This is a genomic window from Pseudomonas lini, assembly GCF_964063345.1.
In the GTDB taxonomy this organism is placed as follows: Bacteria; Pseudomonadota; Gammaproteobacteria; order Pseudomonadales; family Pseudomonadaceae; genus Aquipseudomonas; species Aquipseudomonas lini_B.
Window position 1 is genome coordinate 3085774 of sequence record NZ_OZ061318.1, and the last position, 15258, is coordinate 3101031.

A 15258-nucleotide genomic window follows, 5' to 3' on the forward strand; every position below is an offset into this window, starting at 1 on the left:
CCCCTGTCTGCATAAGCAGACAGGGGTTTCGGAATTCAATCTTGACGATGACCTACTCTCACATGGGGAAACCCCACACTACCATCGGCGATGCATCGTTTCACTGCTGAGTTCGGGATGGGATCAGGTGGTTCCAATGCTCTATGGTCGTCAAGAAATTCTGTGACCAGCCCGTTACAGCGGTAACGTGCCAGCAAAAACGGTGACTTCTACTAAAACAAAACCCCTACCTGCATACGCAGATAGGGGTTTCGGAATTTAATCTTGACGATGACCTACTCTCACATGGGGAAACCCCACACTACCATCGGCGATGCATCGTTTCACTGCTGAGTTCGGGATGGGATCAGGTGGTTCCAATGCTCTATGGTCGTCAAGAAATTCGGTAGCCAGGTCGTTCTCTCTTGCGAGATCACGCTCCAGCGAATGGGTATGTGATAGATCTGGTGTTTCGTGAGTGTCACAAACTTTCGGTTCGTTTCGTCTTCACACACCGCAATCTGGTGCCTTCTCAGGTCAGCAAATTGCTTGGGTGTTATATGGTCAAGCCTCACGGGCAATTAGTATTGGTTAGCTCAACGCCTCACAGCGCTTACACACCCAACCTATCAACGTCGTAGTCTTCGACGGCCCTTCAGGGGACTCAAGGTCCCAGTGAGATCTCATCTTGAGGCTAGTTTCCCGCTTAGATGCTTTCAGCGGTTATCTATTCCGAACATAGCTACCCGGCAATGCCACTGGCGTGACAACCGGAACACCAGAGGTTCGTCCACTCCGGTCCTCTCGTACTAGGAGCAGCCCCTCTCAAATCTCAAACGTCCACGGCAGATAGGGACCGAACTGTCTCACGACGTTCTAAACCCAGCTCGCGTACCACTTTAAATGGCGAACAGCCATACCCTTGGGACCGGCTTCAGCCCCAGGATGTGATGAGCCGACATCGAGGTGCCAAACACCGCCGTCGATATGAACTCTTGGGCGGTATCAGCCTGTTATCCCCGGAGTACCTTTTATCCGTTGAGCGATGGCCCTTCCATACAGAACCACCGGATCACTAAGACCTACTTTCGTACCTGCTCGACGTGTCTGTCTCGCAGTCAAGCGCGCTTTTGCCTTTATACTCTACGACCGATTTCCGACCGGTCTGAGCGCACCTTCGTACTCCTCCGTTACTCTTTAGGAGGAGACCGCCCCAGTCAAACTACCCACCATACACTGTCCTCGATCCGGATAACGGACCTGAGTTAGAACCTCAAAGTTGCCAGGGTGGTATTTCAAGGTTGGCTCCACGCGAACTGGCGTCCACGCTTCAAAGCCTCCCACCTATCCTACACAAGCAAATTCAAAGTCCAGTGCAAAGCTATAGTAAAGGTTCACGGGGTCTTTCCGTCTAGCCGCGGATACACTGCATCTTCACAGCGATTTCAATTTCACTGAGTCTCGGGTGGAGACAGCGCCGCCATCGTTACGCCATTCGTGCAGGTCGGAACTTACCCGACAAGGAATTTCGCTACCTTAGGACCGTTATAGTTACGGCCGCCGTTTACCGGGGCTTCGATCAAGAGCTTCGCGTTAGCTAACCCCATCAATTAACCTTCCGGCACCGGGCAGGCGTCACACCCTATACGTCCACTTTCGTGTTTGCAGAGTGCTGTGTTTTTAATAAACAGTCGCAGCGGCCTGGTATCTTCGACCGGCGTGGGCTTACGCAGTAAATGCTTCACCCTCACCGGCGCACCTTCTCCCGAAGTTACGGTGCCATTTTGCCTAGTTCCTTCACCCGAGTTCTCTCAAGCGCCTTGGTATTCTCTACCCAACCACCTGTGTCGGTTTGGGGTACGGTTCCTGGTTACCTGAAGCTTAGAAGCTTTTCTTGGAAGCATGGCATCAACCACTTCGTGTACTAAAAGTACACTCGTCATCAGCTCTCGGCCTTAGAATCCCGGATTTACCTAAGATTCCAGCCTACCACCTTAAACTTGGACAACCAACGCCAAGCTGGCCTAGCCTTCTCCGTCCCTCCATCGCAATAACCAGAAGTACAGGAATATTAACCTGTTTTCCATCGACTACGCTTTTCAGCCTCGCCTTAGGGACCGACTAACCCTGCGTCGATTAACGTTGCGCAGGAAACCTTGGTCTTTCGGCGTGGGTGTTTTTCACACCCATTGTCGTTACTCATGTCAGCATTCGCACTTCTGATACCTCCAGCAAGCTTCTCAACTCACCTTCACAGGCTTACAGAACGCTCCTCTACCGCATCACCTAAGTGATACCCGTAGCTTCGGTGTATGGTTTGAGCCCCGTTACATCTTCCGCGCAGGCCGACTCGACTAGTGAGCTATTACGCTTTCTTTAAAGGGTGGCTGCTTCTAAGCCAACCTCCTAGCTGTCTAAGCCTTCCCACATCGTTTCCCACTTAACCATAACTTTGGGACCTTAGCTGACGGTCTGGGTTGTTTCCCTTTTCACGACGGACGTTAGCACCCGCCGTGTGTCTCCCATGCTCGGCACTTGTAGGTATTCGGAGTTTGCATCGGTTTGGTAAGTCGGGATGACCCCCTAGCCGAAACAGTGCTCTACCCCCTACAGTGATACATGAGGCGCTACCTAAATAGCTTTCGAGGAGAACCAGCTATCTCCGAGCTTGATTAGCCTTTCACTCCGATCCACAGGTCATCCGCTAACTTTTCAACGGTAGTCGGTTCGGTCCTCCAGTTAGTGTTACCCAACCTTCAACCTGCCCATGGATAGATCGCCCGGTTTCGGGTCTATTCCCAGCGACTAGACGCCCTATTAAGACTCGCTTTCGCTACGCCTCCCCTATTCGGTTAAGCTCGCCACTGAAAATAAGTCGCTGACCCATTATACAAAAGGTACGCAGTCACCCAACAAAGTGGGCTCCCACTGCTTGTACGCATACGGTTTCAGGATCTATTTCACTCCCCTCTCCGGGGTTCTTTTCGCCTTTCCCTCACGGTACTAGTTCACTATCGGTCAGTCAGTAGTATTTAGCCTTGGAGGATGGTCCCCCCATATTCAGACAAAGTTTCTCGTGCTCCGTCCTACTCGATTTCATGACCAAGAGATTTTCGCGTACAGGGCTATCACCCACTATGGCCGCACTTTCCAGAGCGTTCCGCTAATCTCAAAGCCACTTAAGGGCTAGTCCCCGTTCGCTCGCCACTACTAAGGGAATCTCGGTTGATTTCTTTTCCTCAGGGTACTTAGATGTTTCAGTTCCCCTGGTTCGCTTCTTAAGCCTATGTATTCAGCTTAAGATACCTAACTTATGTTAGGTGGGTTCCCCCATTCAGACATCTCCGGATCAAAGTCTGTTTGCCGACTCCCCGAAGCTTTTCGCAGGCTACCACGTCTTTCATCGCCTCTGACTGCCAAGGCATCCACCGTATGCGCTTCTTCACTTGACCATATAACCCCAAGCAATCTGGTTATACTGTGAAGACGACATTCGCCGAAAATTCGCGATTAAACTCACAAATTTTACCTTAGCCTGATCCGTTACCAGTGAAAGTAACGTTCAGTCTATCTTTCTATCACATACCCAAATTTTTAAAGAACGATCTAATCAAAGACTAGAAATCAACATTCATCACCGTCTTGGTGGAATGCTCATTTCTAAGCTTTCAACAAACAGAAGCAGTAGTGGTGGAGCCAAACGGGATCGAACCGTTGACCTCCTGCGTGCAAGGCAGGCGCTCTCCCAGCTGAGCTATGGCCCCGTATTTCTACAGGCGTTTCCCACACAAAATTGGTGGGTCTGGGCAGATTCGAACTGCCGACCTCACCCTTATCAGGGGTGCGCTCTAACCAACTGAGCTACAGACCCAATTTCGGGCTGCTTCTTATCGTCTTCTTCAATGAATCAAGCAATTCGTGTGGGAACTTATGGAGCAGCTGATGTCGTCGATTAAGGAGGTGATCCAGCCGCAGGTTCCCCTACGGCTACCTTGTTACGACTTCACCCCAGTCATGAATCACACCGTGGTAACCGTCCTCCCGAAGGTTAGACTAGCTACTTCTGGTGCAACCCACTCCCATGGTGTGACGGGCGGTGTGTACAAGGCCCGGGAACGTATTCACCGCGACATTCTGATTCGCGATTACTAGCGATTCCGACTTCACGCAGTCGAGTTGCAGACTGCGATCCGGACTACGATCGGTTTTCTGGGATTAGCTCCACCTCGCGGCTTGGCAACCCTCTGTACCGACCATTGTAGCACGTGTGTAGCCCAGGCCGTAAGGGCCATGATGACTTGACGTCATCCCCACCTTCCTCCGGTTTGTCACCGGCAGTCTCCTTAGAGTGCCCACCATGACGTGCTGGTAACTAAGGACAAGGGTTGCGCTCGTTACGGGACTTAACCCAACATCTCACGACACGAGCTGACGACAGCCATGCAGCACCTGTCTCAATGCTCCCGAAGGCACCAATCCATCTCTGGAAAGTTCATTGGATGTCAAGGCCTGGTAAGGTTCTTCGCGTTGCTTCGAATTAAACCACATGCTCCACCGCTTGTGCGGGCCCCCGTCAATTCATTTGAGTTTTAACCTTGCGGCCGTACTCCCCAGGCGGTCAACTTAATGCGTTAGCTGCGCCACTAAGAGCTCAAGGCTCCCAACGGCTAGTTGACATCGTTTACGGCGTGGACTACCAGGGTATCTAATCCTGTTTGCTCCCCACGCTTTCGCACCTCAGTGTCAGTATCAGTCCAGGTGGTCGCCTTCGCCACTGGTGTTCCTTCCTATATCTACGCATTTCACCGCTACACAGGAAATTCCACCACCCTCTACCATACTCTAGCTCGTCAGTTTTGAATGCAGTTCCCAGGTTGAGCCCGGGGATTTCACATCCAACTTAACGAACCACCTACGCGCGCTTTACGCCCAGTAATTCCGATTAACGCTTGCACCCTCTGTATTACCGCGGCTGCTGGCACAGAGTTAGCCGGTGCTTATTCTGTCGGTAACGTCAAAACAGATACGTATTAGGTAACTGCCCTTCCTCCCAACTTAAAGTGCTTTACAATCCGAAGACCTTCTTCACACACGCGGCATGGCTGGATCAGGCTTTCGCCCATTGTCCAATATTCCCCACTGCTGCCTCCCGTAGGAGTCTGGACCGTGTCTCAGTTCCAGTGTGACTGATCATCCTCTCAGACCAGTTACGGATCGTCGCCTTGGTGAGCCATTACCTCACCAACTAGCTAATCCGACCTAGGCTCATCTGATAGCGCAAGGCCCGAAGGTCCCCTGCTTTCTCCCGTAGGACGTATGCGGTATTAGCGTCCGTTTCCGAGCGTTATCCCCCACTACCAGGCAGATTCCTAGGCATTACTCACCCGTCCGCCGCTCGCCACCAGGTACAAGTACCCGTGCTGCCGCTCGACTTGCATGTGTTAGGCCTGCCGCCAGCGTTCAATCTGAGCCATGATCAAACTCTTCAGTTCAAACATCTTTGGGTTTTTAAGAAACCCTAAACTTGGCTCAGCAATCGTTGGTTACATCTTTGATTTCTCGCGGAGTAACTTGTGATGCTGATAATCTTGTTGACTATCAGTCTGACTCCACAAGCACCCACACGAATTGCTTGATTCAGTTGTTAAAGAGCGGTTGGTTAAGATCTTTCGTCTCAACCGAGGCGCGCATTCTACAGCAGCCTCTGTTGCTGTCAAGCGGTTATTTTCAGAAGCTTTCAAAGTTTCCCTTGCAACTTCAACCACTTGCGCTTCCGATCTCTCGTTAGCGGGAGGCGAATTCTACAGCGTTACTCGCTGCTGTCAACACCTCTTTTTCTCCGCTTTCGACCGAGATGATCGAACCGTCAATAAGGCGAAAACACACGGCCTTACCAACTCCTTCTGGCTTCGATGAACTGAAGCGTAACCGCTGTCGAAAACTGCGTAACTCTTTGTTTACCAAGGAGTTTTCCGTTTCGACTGCGCCGGAAGTGGGGCGAATTATAGACTTCCAGAATCTGCCGTCAACCCCTGATTACGCTTTTCTATCAATAACTTGCGCAAAGCCGGAAAACTGCGCATTTCCCTCTATATAGGAGAGCAAAACCAGCCCTGCTATATAGAAGGAATGCTCAGAGCACTCCAGACGCCTTAAATCCAGCAACCACGCCGACATCCAGACCCAACACCCGCTGCAGAACCTCCAGCGTGTGCTCACCCAACAAAGGAGGCGCACTACGGTACTCCACCGGAGTCTCGGACAGACGAATCGGGCTCGCAACCTGCGGCACCATCCCGGCCAAAGCATGAGGCAGCTCAATGGCCAACCCCCGCGCCTGAACCTGAGGATCGGCAAACATCTGAGCCAGATCATTGATCGGTCCGCATGGCACACCTGCCTGCTCCAGCTGCGCCACCCATTCGGCAGTAGTCTTGAACACCGTCGCCTGACGGATCAGCGGAATCAATACTGCCCTGTTAGCCACCCGCAATTTGTTGGTCGAAAAACGCGGATCATCCACCCACTGCGGCTGACCAGCCACCTGCGCAAACTTGCGGAACTGCCCATCGTTCCCCACGGTGAGGATGAAATCGCCATCGGCCGTAGGAAAGTCCTGATAAGGCACGATATTCGGGTGAGCGTTGCCCAGGCGTTTAGGCGCAACGCCTGTAGTCAGGTAGTTCATCGCCTGATTGGCCAGACAAGCCACCTGAACATCCAGCAATGCCATGTCTATATGCTGCCCGCCACCGCCCTGAGCCCGATGAGCCAAGGCCGCCAGGATCGCTACCGTTGAATAGAGACCGGTCAAAATATCTGTTAGCGCCACACCGACTTTCACCGGGCCCGCACCTTCATCTCCTTCGGGACGACCGGTCAAGCTCATCAGACCGCCCAAGCCCTGGATCATGAAGTCATAACCCGCACGCTTGGCATACGGACCTGTCTGACCGAATCCAGTGATCGAGCAATAGATCAGCTTCGGATTAATTGCCTTGAGCGACTCATAGTCCAGCCCATAAGCCGCCAGACCACCGACCTTGAAGTTTTCAATGAGGATGTCCGACTTCGCCGCCAGCTCACGCACGAGCTGCTGCCCCTCTGGCCGCGTGAAGTCGATGGTTACTGATTGCTTGTTGCGGTTGGCGGACAAGTAATAGGCCGCCTCGCTGGTGTTCTCGCCATAGGCGTCTTTAAGGAACGGAGGTCCCCAGGCGCGCGTGTCATCGCCATTGCCCGGGCGCTCGACCTTGATGACTTCGGCGCCAAGGTCCGCCAGGATCTGCCCGGCCCAAGGCCCGGCAAGCACCCGCGACAAATCCAGTACCCGTAGATGCGAAAGCGCGCCCATGGCCGTTCTCCTATTAATAGAACGCCTGGATGCCGGTCTGCGCGCGACCGAGGATCAGCGCGTGGACATCATGCGTACCTTCATAGGTATTCACCACTTCCAGGTTGACCAGGTGCCGAGCGACACCGAACTCATCGGAGATGCCGTTGCCACCCAGCATGTCGCGCGCCATGCGGGCAATATCCAGGGATTTGCCACAGGAGTTGCGCTTCATCATCGAAGTGATTTCGACGGCAGCCGTGCCTTCATCCTTCATACGACCCAGACGCAGGCAGCCTTGCAGCGCCATGGTGATTTCGGTCTGCATGTCCGCCAGCTTCTTCTGGATCAACTGCGTGGCCGCCAATGGACGACCAAACTGCTTACGATCCAGGGTGTACTGACGAGCGGTGTGCCAGCAGAACTCGGCAGCGCCCAGTGCGCCCCAGGAAATGCCGTAACGCGCCGAGTTAAGGCAGGTAAAAGGACCTTTCAAGCCCCGGACATCCGGGAAGATATTCTCTTCAGGGACAAATACGTTGTCCATGACGATCTCGCCGGTGATGGATGCACGCAGGCCAACCTTGCCGTGAATCACCGGTGCACTCAGACCTTTCCAGCCCTTCTCCAGAACAAAACCACGAATGTCGCCCGCGTCGTCCTTGCCCCAAACCACGAACACATCGGCGATCGGGCTGTTGGTGATCCACATTTTGCTGCCGGTGAGGCTGTAGCCGCCTTCCACTTTGCGTGCACGAGTAATCATCGCACCCGGGTCGGAACCGTGGTCAGGCTCAGTCAGACCGAAGCAACCGATCCATTCACCCGAAGCCAGCTTCGACAGGTATTTCTGCTTCTGTGCTTCGGTACCGAATTCGTTGATCGGCACCATGACCAGCGAGGACTGCACGCTCATCATGGAGCGATAGCCAGAGTCGACACGCTCGACCTCACGGGCAATCAGACCGTAACTGACGTAGCTCAGGCCGCTGCCACCGTATTGCTCAGGAATGGTCGCGCCCAACAGACCCACTTCACCCATCTCGCGGAAGATCGCCGGGTCGGTCTTCTCATGACGGAAAGCTTCGAGAACGCGCGGCGCGAGCTTCTGCTGAGCGAATTGCTGAGCGGTGTCGCGAATCATGCGTTCTTCTTCAGTGAGCTGTTGATCCAGCAGCAGAGGATCAATCCAGTTGAAGCTAGCTTTACCGCCCATGAGTGAGTCCTCTCGAATCGGGTCAAATAACGTGGAGTGATCCTAGGCCGGCTTCGGCTTCACGACAAACGAGGATTTTGCATACTGTTGTGCTAATTTCTCACTCCGTAACGTCGAAAAATAGCTCATATGCGATGTATTAGTGAGGTTGATGTACATGCGCCGGAAGATCCCCAGTACAACTGCCCTGATCAGTTTTGAAGCGGCAGCGCGCCACGAGAGCTTTACCAAGGCCGCCCAGGAACTTTCCCTCACGCAGGGAGCGATTTGCCGACAGATCGCCAGCCTAGAGGAGTTCCTTAGCGTCGAACTATTCCGACGCTCCCGGCGCGGAGTGAAGCTGACGGAGGCCGGGCTTTCCTACAGCCGCCGAGTGGCCACCCAACTCGACGCGGTCGAACGGGACACCTTGTCAGTGATGGGCCAGCAAGGCGCCAACGTGATCGAGCTGGCGGTGGTGCCAACCTTCGGCACTCAATGGCTGTTGCCGCGACTCAAGGATTTTCAGCACAAACATCCGGAAGTGACGGTCAACCTCACAAACCGCACCCGCCCCTTCCTGTTTGCCGACACCGAATTCGATGCCGCGATCTATTTCGGCGACGCCGATTGGTCGGGTACCGAATCCCACAGGCTAATGGGCGAAAATCCGATGCCGGTGTGCAGCCCCACGTTACTGGGAAAAAAAACCAACCTGACCCCCAGTGAAATCGCCGAACTGCCCCTGCTTCAGCAGACCACACGCCCTTATGCCTGGCGCCAGTGGTTCAACTCTCAAAACCTGAATATCCCGCGAGACATGACAGGGCCGCGTTACGAGCTATTCTCCATGCTTGCTCAAGCTGCGATGCACGATATGGGGATCGCGCTGATTCCACCGTTCCTGATTCAGCGCGAATTGGCAGAGAAGCGCCTGGTGATTGCGAACGCCCAGGCACTATCGAGCATTAAGGCCTACTACCTGATGATTCCCGAGCGAAAAGTCGAATCAGCCTCTTTAAAGGCGTTTCGCGATTGGCTGGTGAATCAGGCACAAGGCTACAGCCTAGAAGGATAAAGGCTCCGCCTGTTAGCTGACCCCGTAGTCAGGAAGACAAAAGCACTACAGATGTAAGTATTTGTCGCATATTGGCAGACTGTACTGAGGAGTAGCACAAACGTCCTACAAAGGCCTGAATACGTGGCCTTGAGCCTCTATTGGTAGGCAATGACAACTCATTCACCGGGCCGATGTGTAAATTCTTGAATTTTGGACATAATCCTCACAAGCCACGGCTTGCAAGGGATTGAACGGATCGGTGCGACATTCGGTCACGGGGTGACTTGTAGTTAATTTTCCGTCACCCGTCATAATCCCTTGAAGGGCACAAAGTTCGCCTGCAAAATGCCGCGCCCCGCCCTGATTTTGGCGGGATCGTGCTGATCGGCCGCCCCAGTCGCACCATCCGAAGTGCCTGGGTTTACTCAATAAGATCACGCAGGAGATTTGACGTGCACATTGGTGTTCCTCTCGAAACCCAGACGGGTGAAACACGGGTTGCTGCAACCCCGGAAACCATCAAGAAGCTGATCGGCCAGGGTCATAAAGTCACTGTGCAAAGCGGCGCCGGCATTAATGCCAGCGTTGTCGACAGTGCTTATGAAGCGGCAGGCGCAACCATTGGCAGCGCCAATGATGCGTTTGGCGCCGAGCTGATTCTCAAGGTGGTAGCCCCCAGCGATAGTGAGCTGACGCTGATCAAGAGCGGCACCGTAGTGGTGGGCATGCTCAACCCGTTCAGCAATGAAACCATTGCCAAACTGGCCGAGTGCGGCATTACTGCGTTTGCGCTGGAAGCCGCGCCGCGCACCTCCCGCGCACAGAGCCTGGATGTGCTGTCCTCTCAGGCGAACATTGCCGGTTATAAATCCGTGTTGTTGGCCGCCCACTACTATCCACGCTTCATGCCGATGCTGATGACGGCTGCGGGCACCGTGAAAGCGGCGCGCGTGCTGATTCTCGGCGCTGGCGTAGCCGGTTTGCAGGCGATTGCCACGGCGAAACGTCTGGGTGCAGTCATCGAAGCGTCCGACGTGCGTCCTGCGGTGAAGGAACAGATCGAATCTCTGGGTGCGAAATTCGTCGATGTGCCGTACGAAACCGATGAAGAGCGCGAATGCGCCGTCGGTGTCGGCGGTTACGCGCGCCCAATGCCGGCTAGCTGGATGCAGCGCCAGGCCTTGGCCGTGCATGAACGCGCCAAGCAGGCTGACATCGTCATCACCACCGCACTGATCCCGGGCCGCAAGGCGCCGACGCTGTTGAGCGCCGAAACCGTGGCGCAGATGAAGCCCGGCTCGGTGGTCATCGACCTCGCGGCAGCCCAGGGCGGCAACTGCCCGCTGACCGTGGCCGATCAGGTGGTCGTCGAAAATGGCGTGACCATTTGCGGCCCGACCAATCTGGCCGGCGCAGTCGCGGCCGATGCTTCGGCTCTGTACGCGCGCAACCTGCTGGACTTCCTGAAGCTGGTCTTCAACAAAGAAGGCCAGTTCGAAGTGAACCTAGAAGACGACATCGTCGCTGCGTGCCTGATGTGCCGCGACGGCCAAGTCATCCGCAAAAACGCCTAAGCAGGGATTCAGACGATGGAAGAGCTTATCTCCCCCGGTATCTACAACCTGATCATCTTCGTGCTGGCGATTTATGTCGGTTATCACGTGGTCTGGAACGTTACACCTGCACTGCACACACCATTGATGGCGGTGACCAACGCCATTTCGGCGATTGTGATCGTCGGCGCCATGCTGGCGGCGGCTTTGACCGTGACGCCACTGGGCAAGACCATGGGCACCCTGGCGGTAGCTCTGGCGGCGGTGAACGTGTTCGGTGGTTTTCTGGTAACGCGTCGCATGCTTGAGATGTTCAAGAAAAAAGCCCCGAAAGCAGTAAAAGAAGAGGCGCCTAAGTAATGAGCATGAATCTTGTAACGACGCTCTACCTGATCGCGTCGATCTGCTTCATCCAGGCCCTCAAAGGCCTGTCGCACCCGACTACATCGCGGCGCGGCAACCTGTTCGGCATGCTTGGCATGGCGCTGGCCATCCTGACCACCGTGGGCCTCATCTATAAGCTCGGCGCAGAGCTGGCCACCGCCGGGATCGGCTACGTCATCGTCGGCCTGCTGGTCGGCGGCACGGCCGGTTCGATCATGGCCAAACGCGTTGAAATGACCAAGATGCCGGAACTGGTCGCCTTCATGCACAGCATGATCGGTCTGGCCGCAGTGTTCATCGCCATTGCGGCGGTGGTCGAGCCGCAGTCGCTGGGCATCGTCAAACAGCTAGGTGATTCGATTCCGGCCGGTAACCGCATGGAACTGTTCCTTGGCGCAGCGATTGGTGCCATCACCTTCTCCGGTTCGGTAATTGCCTTCGGCAAGCTCTCGGGCAAGTACAAGTTCCGTCTGTTCCAGGGCGCACCGGTACAGTTCAGCGGTCAACACAAGTTGAACCTGGTGTTGGGCCTGGCGACGCTCGGCCTGGGCATCACTTTCATGCTGACCGGCAACCTCGGCGCCTTCGCCCTGATGCTGGCCCTGGCCTTCGTGATGGGCGTGCTGATCATCATCCCGATCGGCGGTGCCGATATGCCCGTGGTGGTGTCGATGCTCAACAGCTATTCCGGTTGGGCAGCAGCGGGTATCGGCTTCTCGCTGAACAACTCGATGCTGATCATCGCCGGTTCGCTGGTGGGCTCTTCCGGTGCAATCCTCTCGTACATCATGTGCAAAGCGATGAACCGCTCGTTCTTCAACGTACTGCTAGGCGGTTTCGGCGGTGCAACGGAAACCGCAGGCCCCGCCGGCGCCAAGGAAGCTCGTCCGGTGAAGTCCGGCTCGTCCGATGACGCCGCGTTCCTGCTGACCAACGCCGACACCGTGATCATCGTGCCGGGCTATGGCCTGGCGGTGGCACGTGCCCAGCACTCGCTGATGGAACTGGCGGAGAAGTTGACTCACCGTGGTGTCACTGTGAAGTTTGCGATCCACCCGGTCGCCGGGCGGATGCCAGGCCACATGAACGTCCTGCTGGCCGAGGCCGAAGTACCTTACGAGCAAGTGTTCGAGATGGAAGACATCAACTCCGAGTTCGGTCAGACCGACGTGGTGCTGGTGCTTGGCGCCAACGATGTGGTCAACCCGGCGGCGAAGAACGATCCAAAATCGCCGATTGCCGGCATGCCGATCCTCGAGGCCTACAAAGCCAAGACCGTCATCGTCAACAAGCGCTCGATGGCCAGCGGCTATGCCGGTCTGGACAACGAACTGTTCTACCTGGACAAGACCATGATGGTTTTCGGCGATGCCAAGAAAGTCATCGAAGACATGGTTAAAGCCGTCGAGTAACACCCTTCGGCAACCTGAACGCCCCGACTCGTCGGGGCGTTTTTGTTTGTGGCTGTTACCGATCCTGTAACGGTGTTTTGCCTGAAAGACCCAGAATAGACGCCTCGAATGCGACCTTGGTAGCGGGACGGGCACTGATCAAATTCACTAGACTGCGTACCTTGCTTCCGTTGCCCCGAGAAAACAATTATGTACCGTGACCGTATTCGCTTGCCTTCATTGTTGGACAAGGTAATGAGCGCCTCCGACGCTGCCGCTCTGATTCAGGACGGCATGACAGTCGGCATGAGTGGCTTTACCCGAGCCGGCGAAGCCAAGGCCGTGCCTCATGCCCTGGCCGAGCGTGCCAAGGTCGCACCGCTGAAAATCACCCTGATGACCGGTGCCAGCCTGGGCAACGACCTCGACAAACAACTGACTGAAGCCGGCGTACTGTCGCGACGTATGCCGTTCCAGGTGGACAGCACCCTGCGCAAGGCGATCAATGCCGGCGAGGTCATGTTCATCGACCAGCACCTGTCGGAAACCGTAGAGCTACTGCGTAACCAACAACTCAAGCTACCGGACATCGCAGTGATCGAAGCCGTGGCAATCACCGAGCAGGGCCATATCGTGCCGACCACCTCGGTAGGCAACTCGGCCAGTTTCGCGATTTTCGCCAAACACGTGATCGTCGAGATTAATCTGGCTCACAACCCGAATCTCGAAGGTTTGCACGACATCTATATCCCGACCTATCGGCCGACCCGTACGCCTATTCCGCTGGTGAAGGTAGACGACCGCATCGGCAGCACCGCCATCCCGATACCGCCAGAAAAGATCGTCGCGATCGTGATCACTAATCAGTCTGACTCGCCGTCCACTGTCTTGCCGCCGGACAGTGACACTCAGGCCATCGCTGATCACCTGATCGATTTCTTCAAACAAGAAGTGGCTGCCGGGCGCATGACCAACAAGCTCGGCCCGCTGCAAGCCGGTATCGGCACCATCGCCAATTCGGTGATGTGCGGCTTGATCGACTCGCCGTTCGAAGACCTGACCATGTACTCCGAAGTGCTGCAGGATTCGACTTTCGACCTAATCGACGCCGGCAAGCTGAGCTTTGCTTCCGGCAGTTCGATCACCCTGTCGAGCCGGCGCAATGCCGATGTATTCGGGAATCTGGAGCACTATAAGGACAAGCTGGTGCTGCGCCCCCAGGAAATCTCGAACCATCCCGAAGTGGTGCGGCGCTTGGGCATTATTGGCGTCAACACTGCTCTGGAGTTCGACCTGTACGGCAACGTCAACTCCACCCACGTATGCGGCACGCGGATGATGAATGGCATCGGCGGCTCAGGCGATTTCGCGCGCAATGCGCACCTGGCGATCTTTGTCACCAAGTCGATTGCCAAGGGTGGCGCGATTTCCAGCGTGGTCCCCATGGTCAGCCACGTCGACCACACAGAACATGACGTCGACATTCTCGTGACCGAGGTAGGCCTGGCCGACTTGCGTGGCCTGGCCCCGCGTGAGCGCGCCCGGGTCATCATCGACAACTGCGTTCACCCGGACTATCGACCAGCCTTGAATGACTACTTCACTGCCGCTTGCGCAGTCGGCGGGCATACCCCGCACATCCTTCGCGATGCCCTGAGTTGGCACATAAACCTGGAAGAAACCGGGCGCATGCTGGCGGTGTAATTGATACAGATTGCAGCTGACGCAAACACAGTTTCGTCAGCTCGCGGTGATAACACTCCACACTGCCAAAAACTGTACTGCTGTACCGGTCTTTTCCTACAGTATTTTCCTACCCTTTGCGCAGAATTGAGCAAAAATGCACCGTATCAGTGCGGACAGGTACAGTTGCCTCAATTTCGACCAGTACACTGCCTTTTAACAGTTAACTGGTCGCTCACAATACAGGTCAACTGTATCTACAGAGACTGGCCAAACGAGAGGATCATTGGCATCAGTTAAACCACTACCTAATCCCGCCATAAGCGGAAGGATGTCAACCATGGAACGTACACTCAGTTCCGAACTGTTCTTCGAAGATACTGCTGCAAAAACCCAGGCTTCCATGCCTCTGCGCGTTATCGCCAACCTGATGCTGTGGCAGCGCCGCATTACCAGCCGCCATCAACTGGCTCGTCTGGATTCGCGTCTGCTGGCTGATGCCGGGATTAGCGAAGCACAACGCTACGAAGAGCTGAGCAAGCCGTTCTGGCGCTAAGTTAGCGTCGCTGGCTCTGATCCTCCGGATCCACCGCCAGCACCCGAATTGAACAAACAAAACCCGTCGTGGGAAACCACGACGGGTTTTGTCGTTTTGGAGCTTTCATATTCGGCCGTACAGA

The 15258-nt window shown here is 55.2% G+C and carries 8 protein-coding genes, 2 tRNA genes and 4 rRNA genes; 6 read left to right on the forward strand and 8 right to left on the reverse strand.

Annotation, left to right across the window (positions count from 1 at the left end; translation table 11 throughout):
- Window positions 1-39: 39 nt before the first annotated feature.
- The 8 genes from rrf (AB3226_RS14065) to AB3226_RS14100 form a co-directional block, all read right to left on the reverse strand.
- Window positions 40-155 (reverse strand): 5S ribosomal RNA (gene rrf, locus AB3226_RS14065).
- Between the two features lie 107 nt (window positions 156-262).
- Window positions 263-378: ribosomal RNA gene (gene rrf / locus AB3226_RS14070) — 5S ribosomal RNA — on the reverse strand.
- Window positions 379-539: 161 nt separating this feature from the next.
- Window positions 540-3431: ribosomal RNA gene (locus AB3226_RS14075) — 23S ribosomal RNA — on the reverse strand.
- Window positions 3432-3667: 236 nt separating this feature from the next.
- Window positions 3668-3743, reverse strand: a tRNA-Ala gene (locus AB3226_RS14080).
- A gap of 30 nt (window positions 3744-3773) precedes the next feature.
- Window positions 3774-3850, reverse strand: a tRNA-Ile gene (locus AB3226_RS14085).
- Window positions 3851-3932: 82 nt separating this feature from the next.
- Window positions 3933-5471 (reverse strand): 16S ribosomal RNA (locus AB3226_RS14090).
- The 16S, 23S and 5S rRNA genes sit together here with 2 tRNA genes alongside, the layout of an rRNA operon.
- A 641-nt stretch (window positions 5472-6112) precedes the next feature.
- The gene (locus tag AB3226_RS14095; RefSeq protein ID WP_367373472.1) at window positions 6113-7333 is read right to left on the reverse strand and encodes a CaiB/BaiF CoA transferase family protein; all 1221 of its coding nucleotides are present in this window, start codon (window positions 7331-7333) and stop codon (window positions 6113-6115) included.
- A 13-nt stretch (window positions 7334-7346) separates the two neighbouring features.
- On the reverse strand, window positions 7347-8528 hold the full coding sequence (locus AB3226_RS14100) for an acyl-CoA dehydrogenase (RefSeq protein WP_367373473.1): 1182 nt from the start codon (window positions 8526-8528) through the stop codon (window positions 7347-7349).
- 157 nt (window positions 8529-8685) lie between these two features.
- Here AB3226_RS14100 and AB3226_RS14105 point away from each other — a divergent pair, with 157 nt between their 5' ends.
- From AB3226_RS14105 to AB3226_RS14130, 6 genes are all read left to right on the forward strand, one after another.
- On the forward strand, window positions 8686-9585 hold the full coding sequence (locus AB3226_RS14105; RefSeq protein WP_367373474.1) for a LysR family transcriptional regulator: 900 nt from the start codon (window positions 8686-8688) through the stop codon (window positions 9583-9585).
- 434 nt (window positions 9586-10019) lie between these two features.
- Window positions 10020-11141, forward strand: a complete 1122-nt coding sequence (locus tag AB3226_RS14110; protein WP_205888896.1) for a Re/Si-specific NAD(P)(+) transhydrogenase subunit alpha — start codon at window positions 10020-10022, stop codon at window positions 11139-11141.
- Window positions 11142-11156: 15 nt separating this feature from the next.
- A complete protein-coding gene (locus AB3226_RS14115) occupies window positions 11157-11480 on the forward strand; it encodes an NAD(P) transhydrogenase subunit alpha (RefSeq protein WP_003187010.1) in 324 nt (107 codons plus the stop codon).
- Window positions 11480-12916: an NAD(P)(+) transhydrogenase (Re/Si-specific) subunit beta gene (locus AB3226_RS14120; RefSeq protein ID WP_064675292.1), complete on the forward strand. Its 1437-nt coding sequence runs from the start codon at window positions 11480-11482 to the stop codon at window positions 12914-12916. The genes AB3226_RS14115 and AB3226_RS14120 overlap by 1 nt, the downstream gene beginning before the upstream one ends.
- Window positions 12917-13105: 189 nt before the next feature.
- Entirely contained in the window at window positions 13106-14599 is a 1494-nt protein-coding gene (locus AB3226_RS14125; RefSeq protein WP_367373475.1) for an acetyl-CoA hydrolase/transferase family protein, read from the forward strand.
- Window positions 14600-14918: 319 nt separating this feature from the next.
- Window positions 14919-15134, forward strand: coding sequence for a DUF1127 domain-containing protein (locus tag AB3226_RS14130; RefSeq protein ID WP_030129620.1), 216 nt, complete (start codon window positions 14919-14921; stop codon window positions 15132-15134).
- The last annotated feature ends 124 nt before the right edge of the window (window positions 15135-15258 follow it).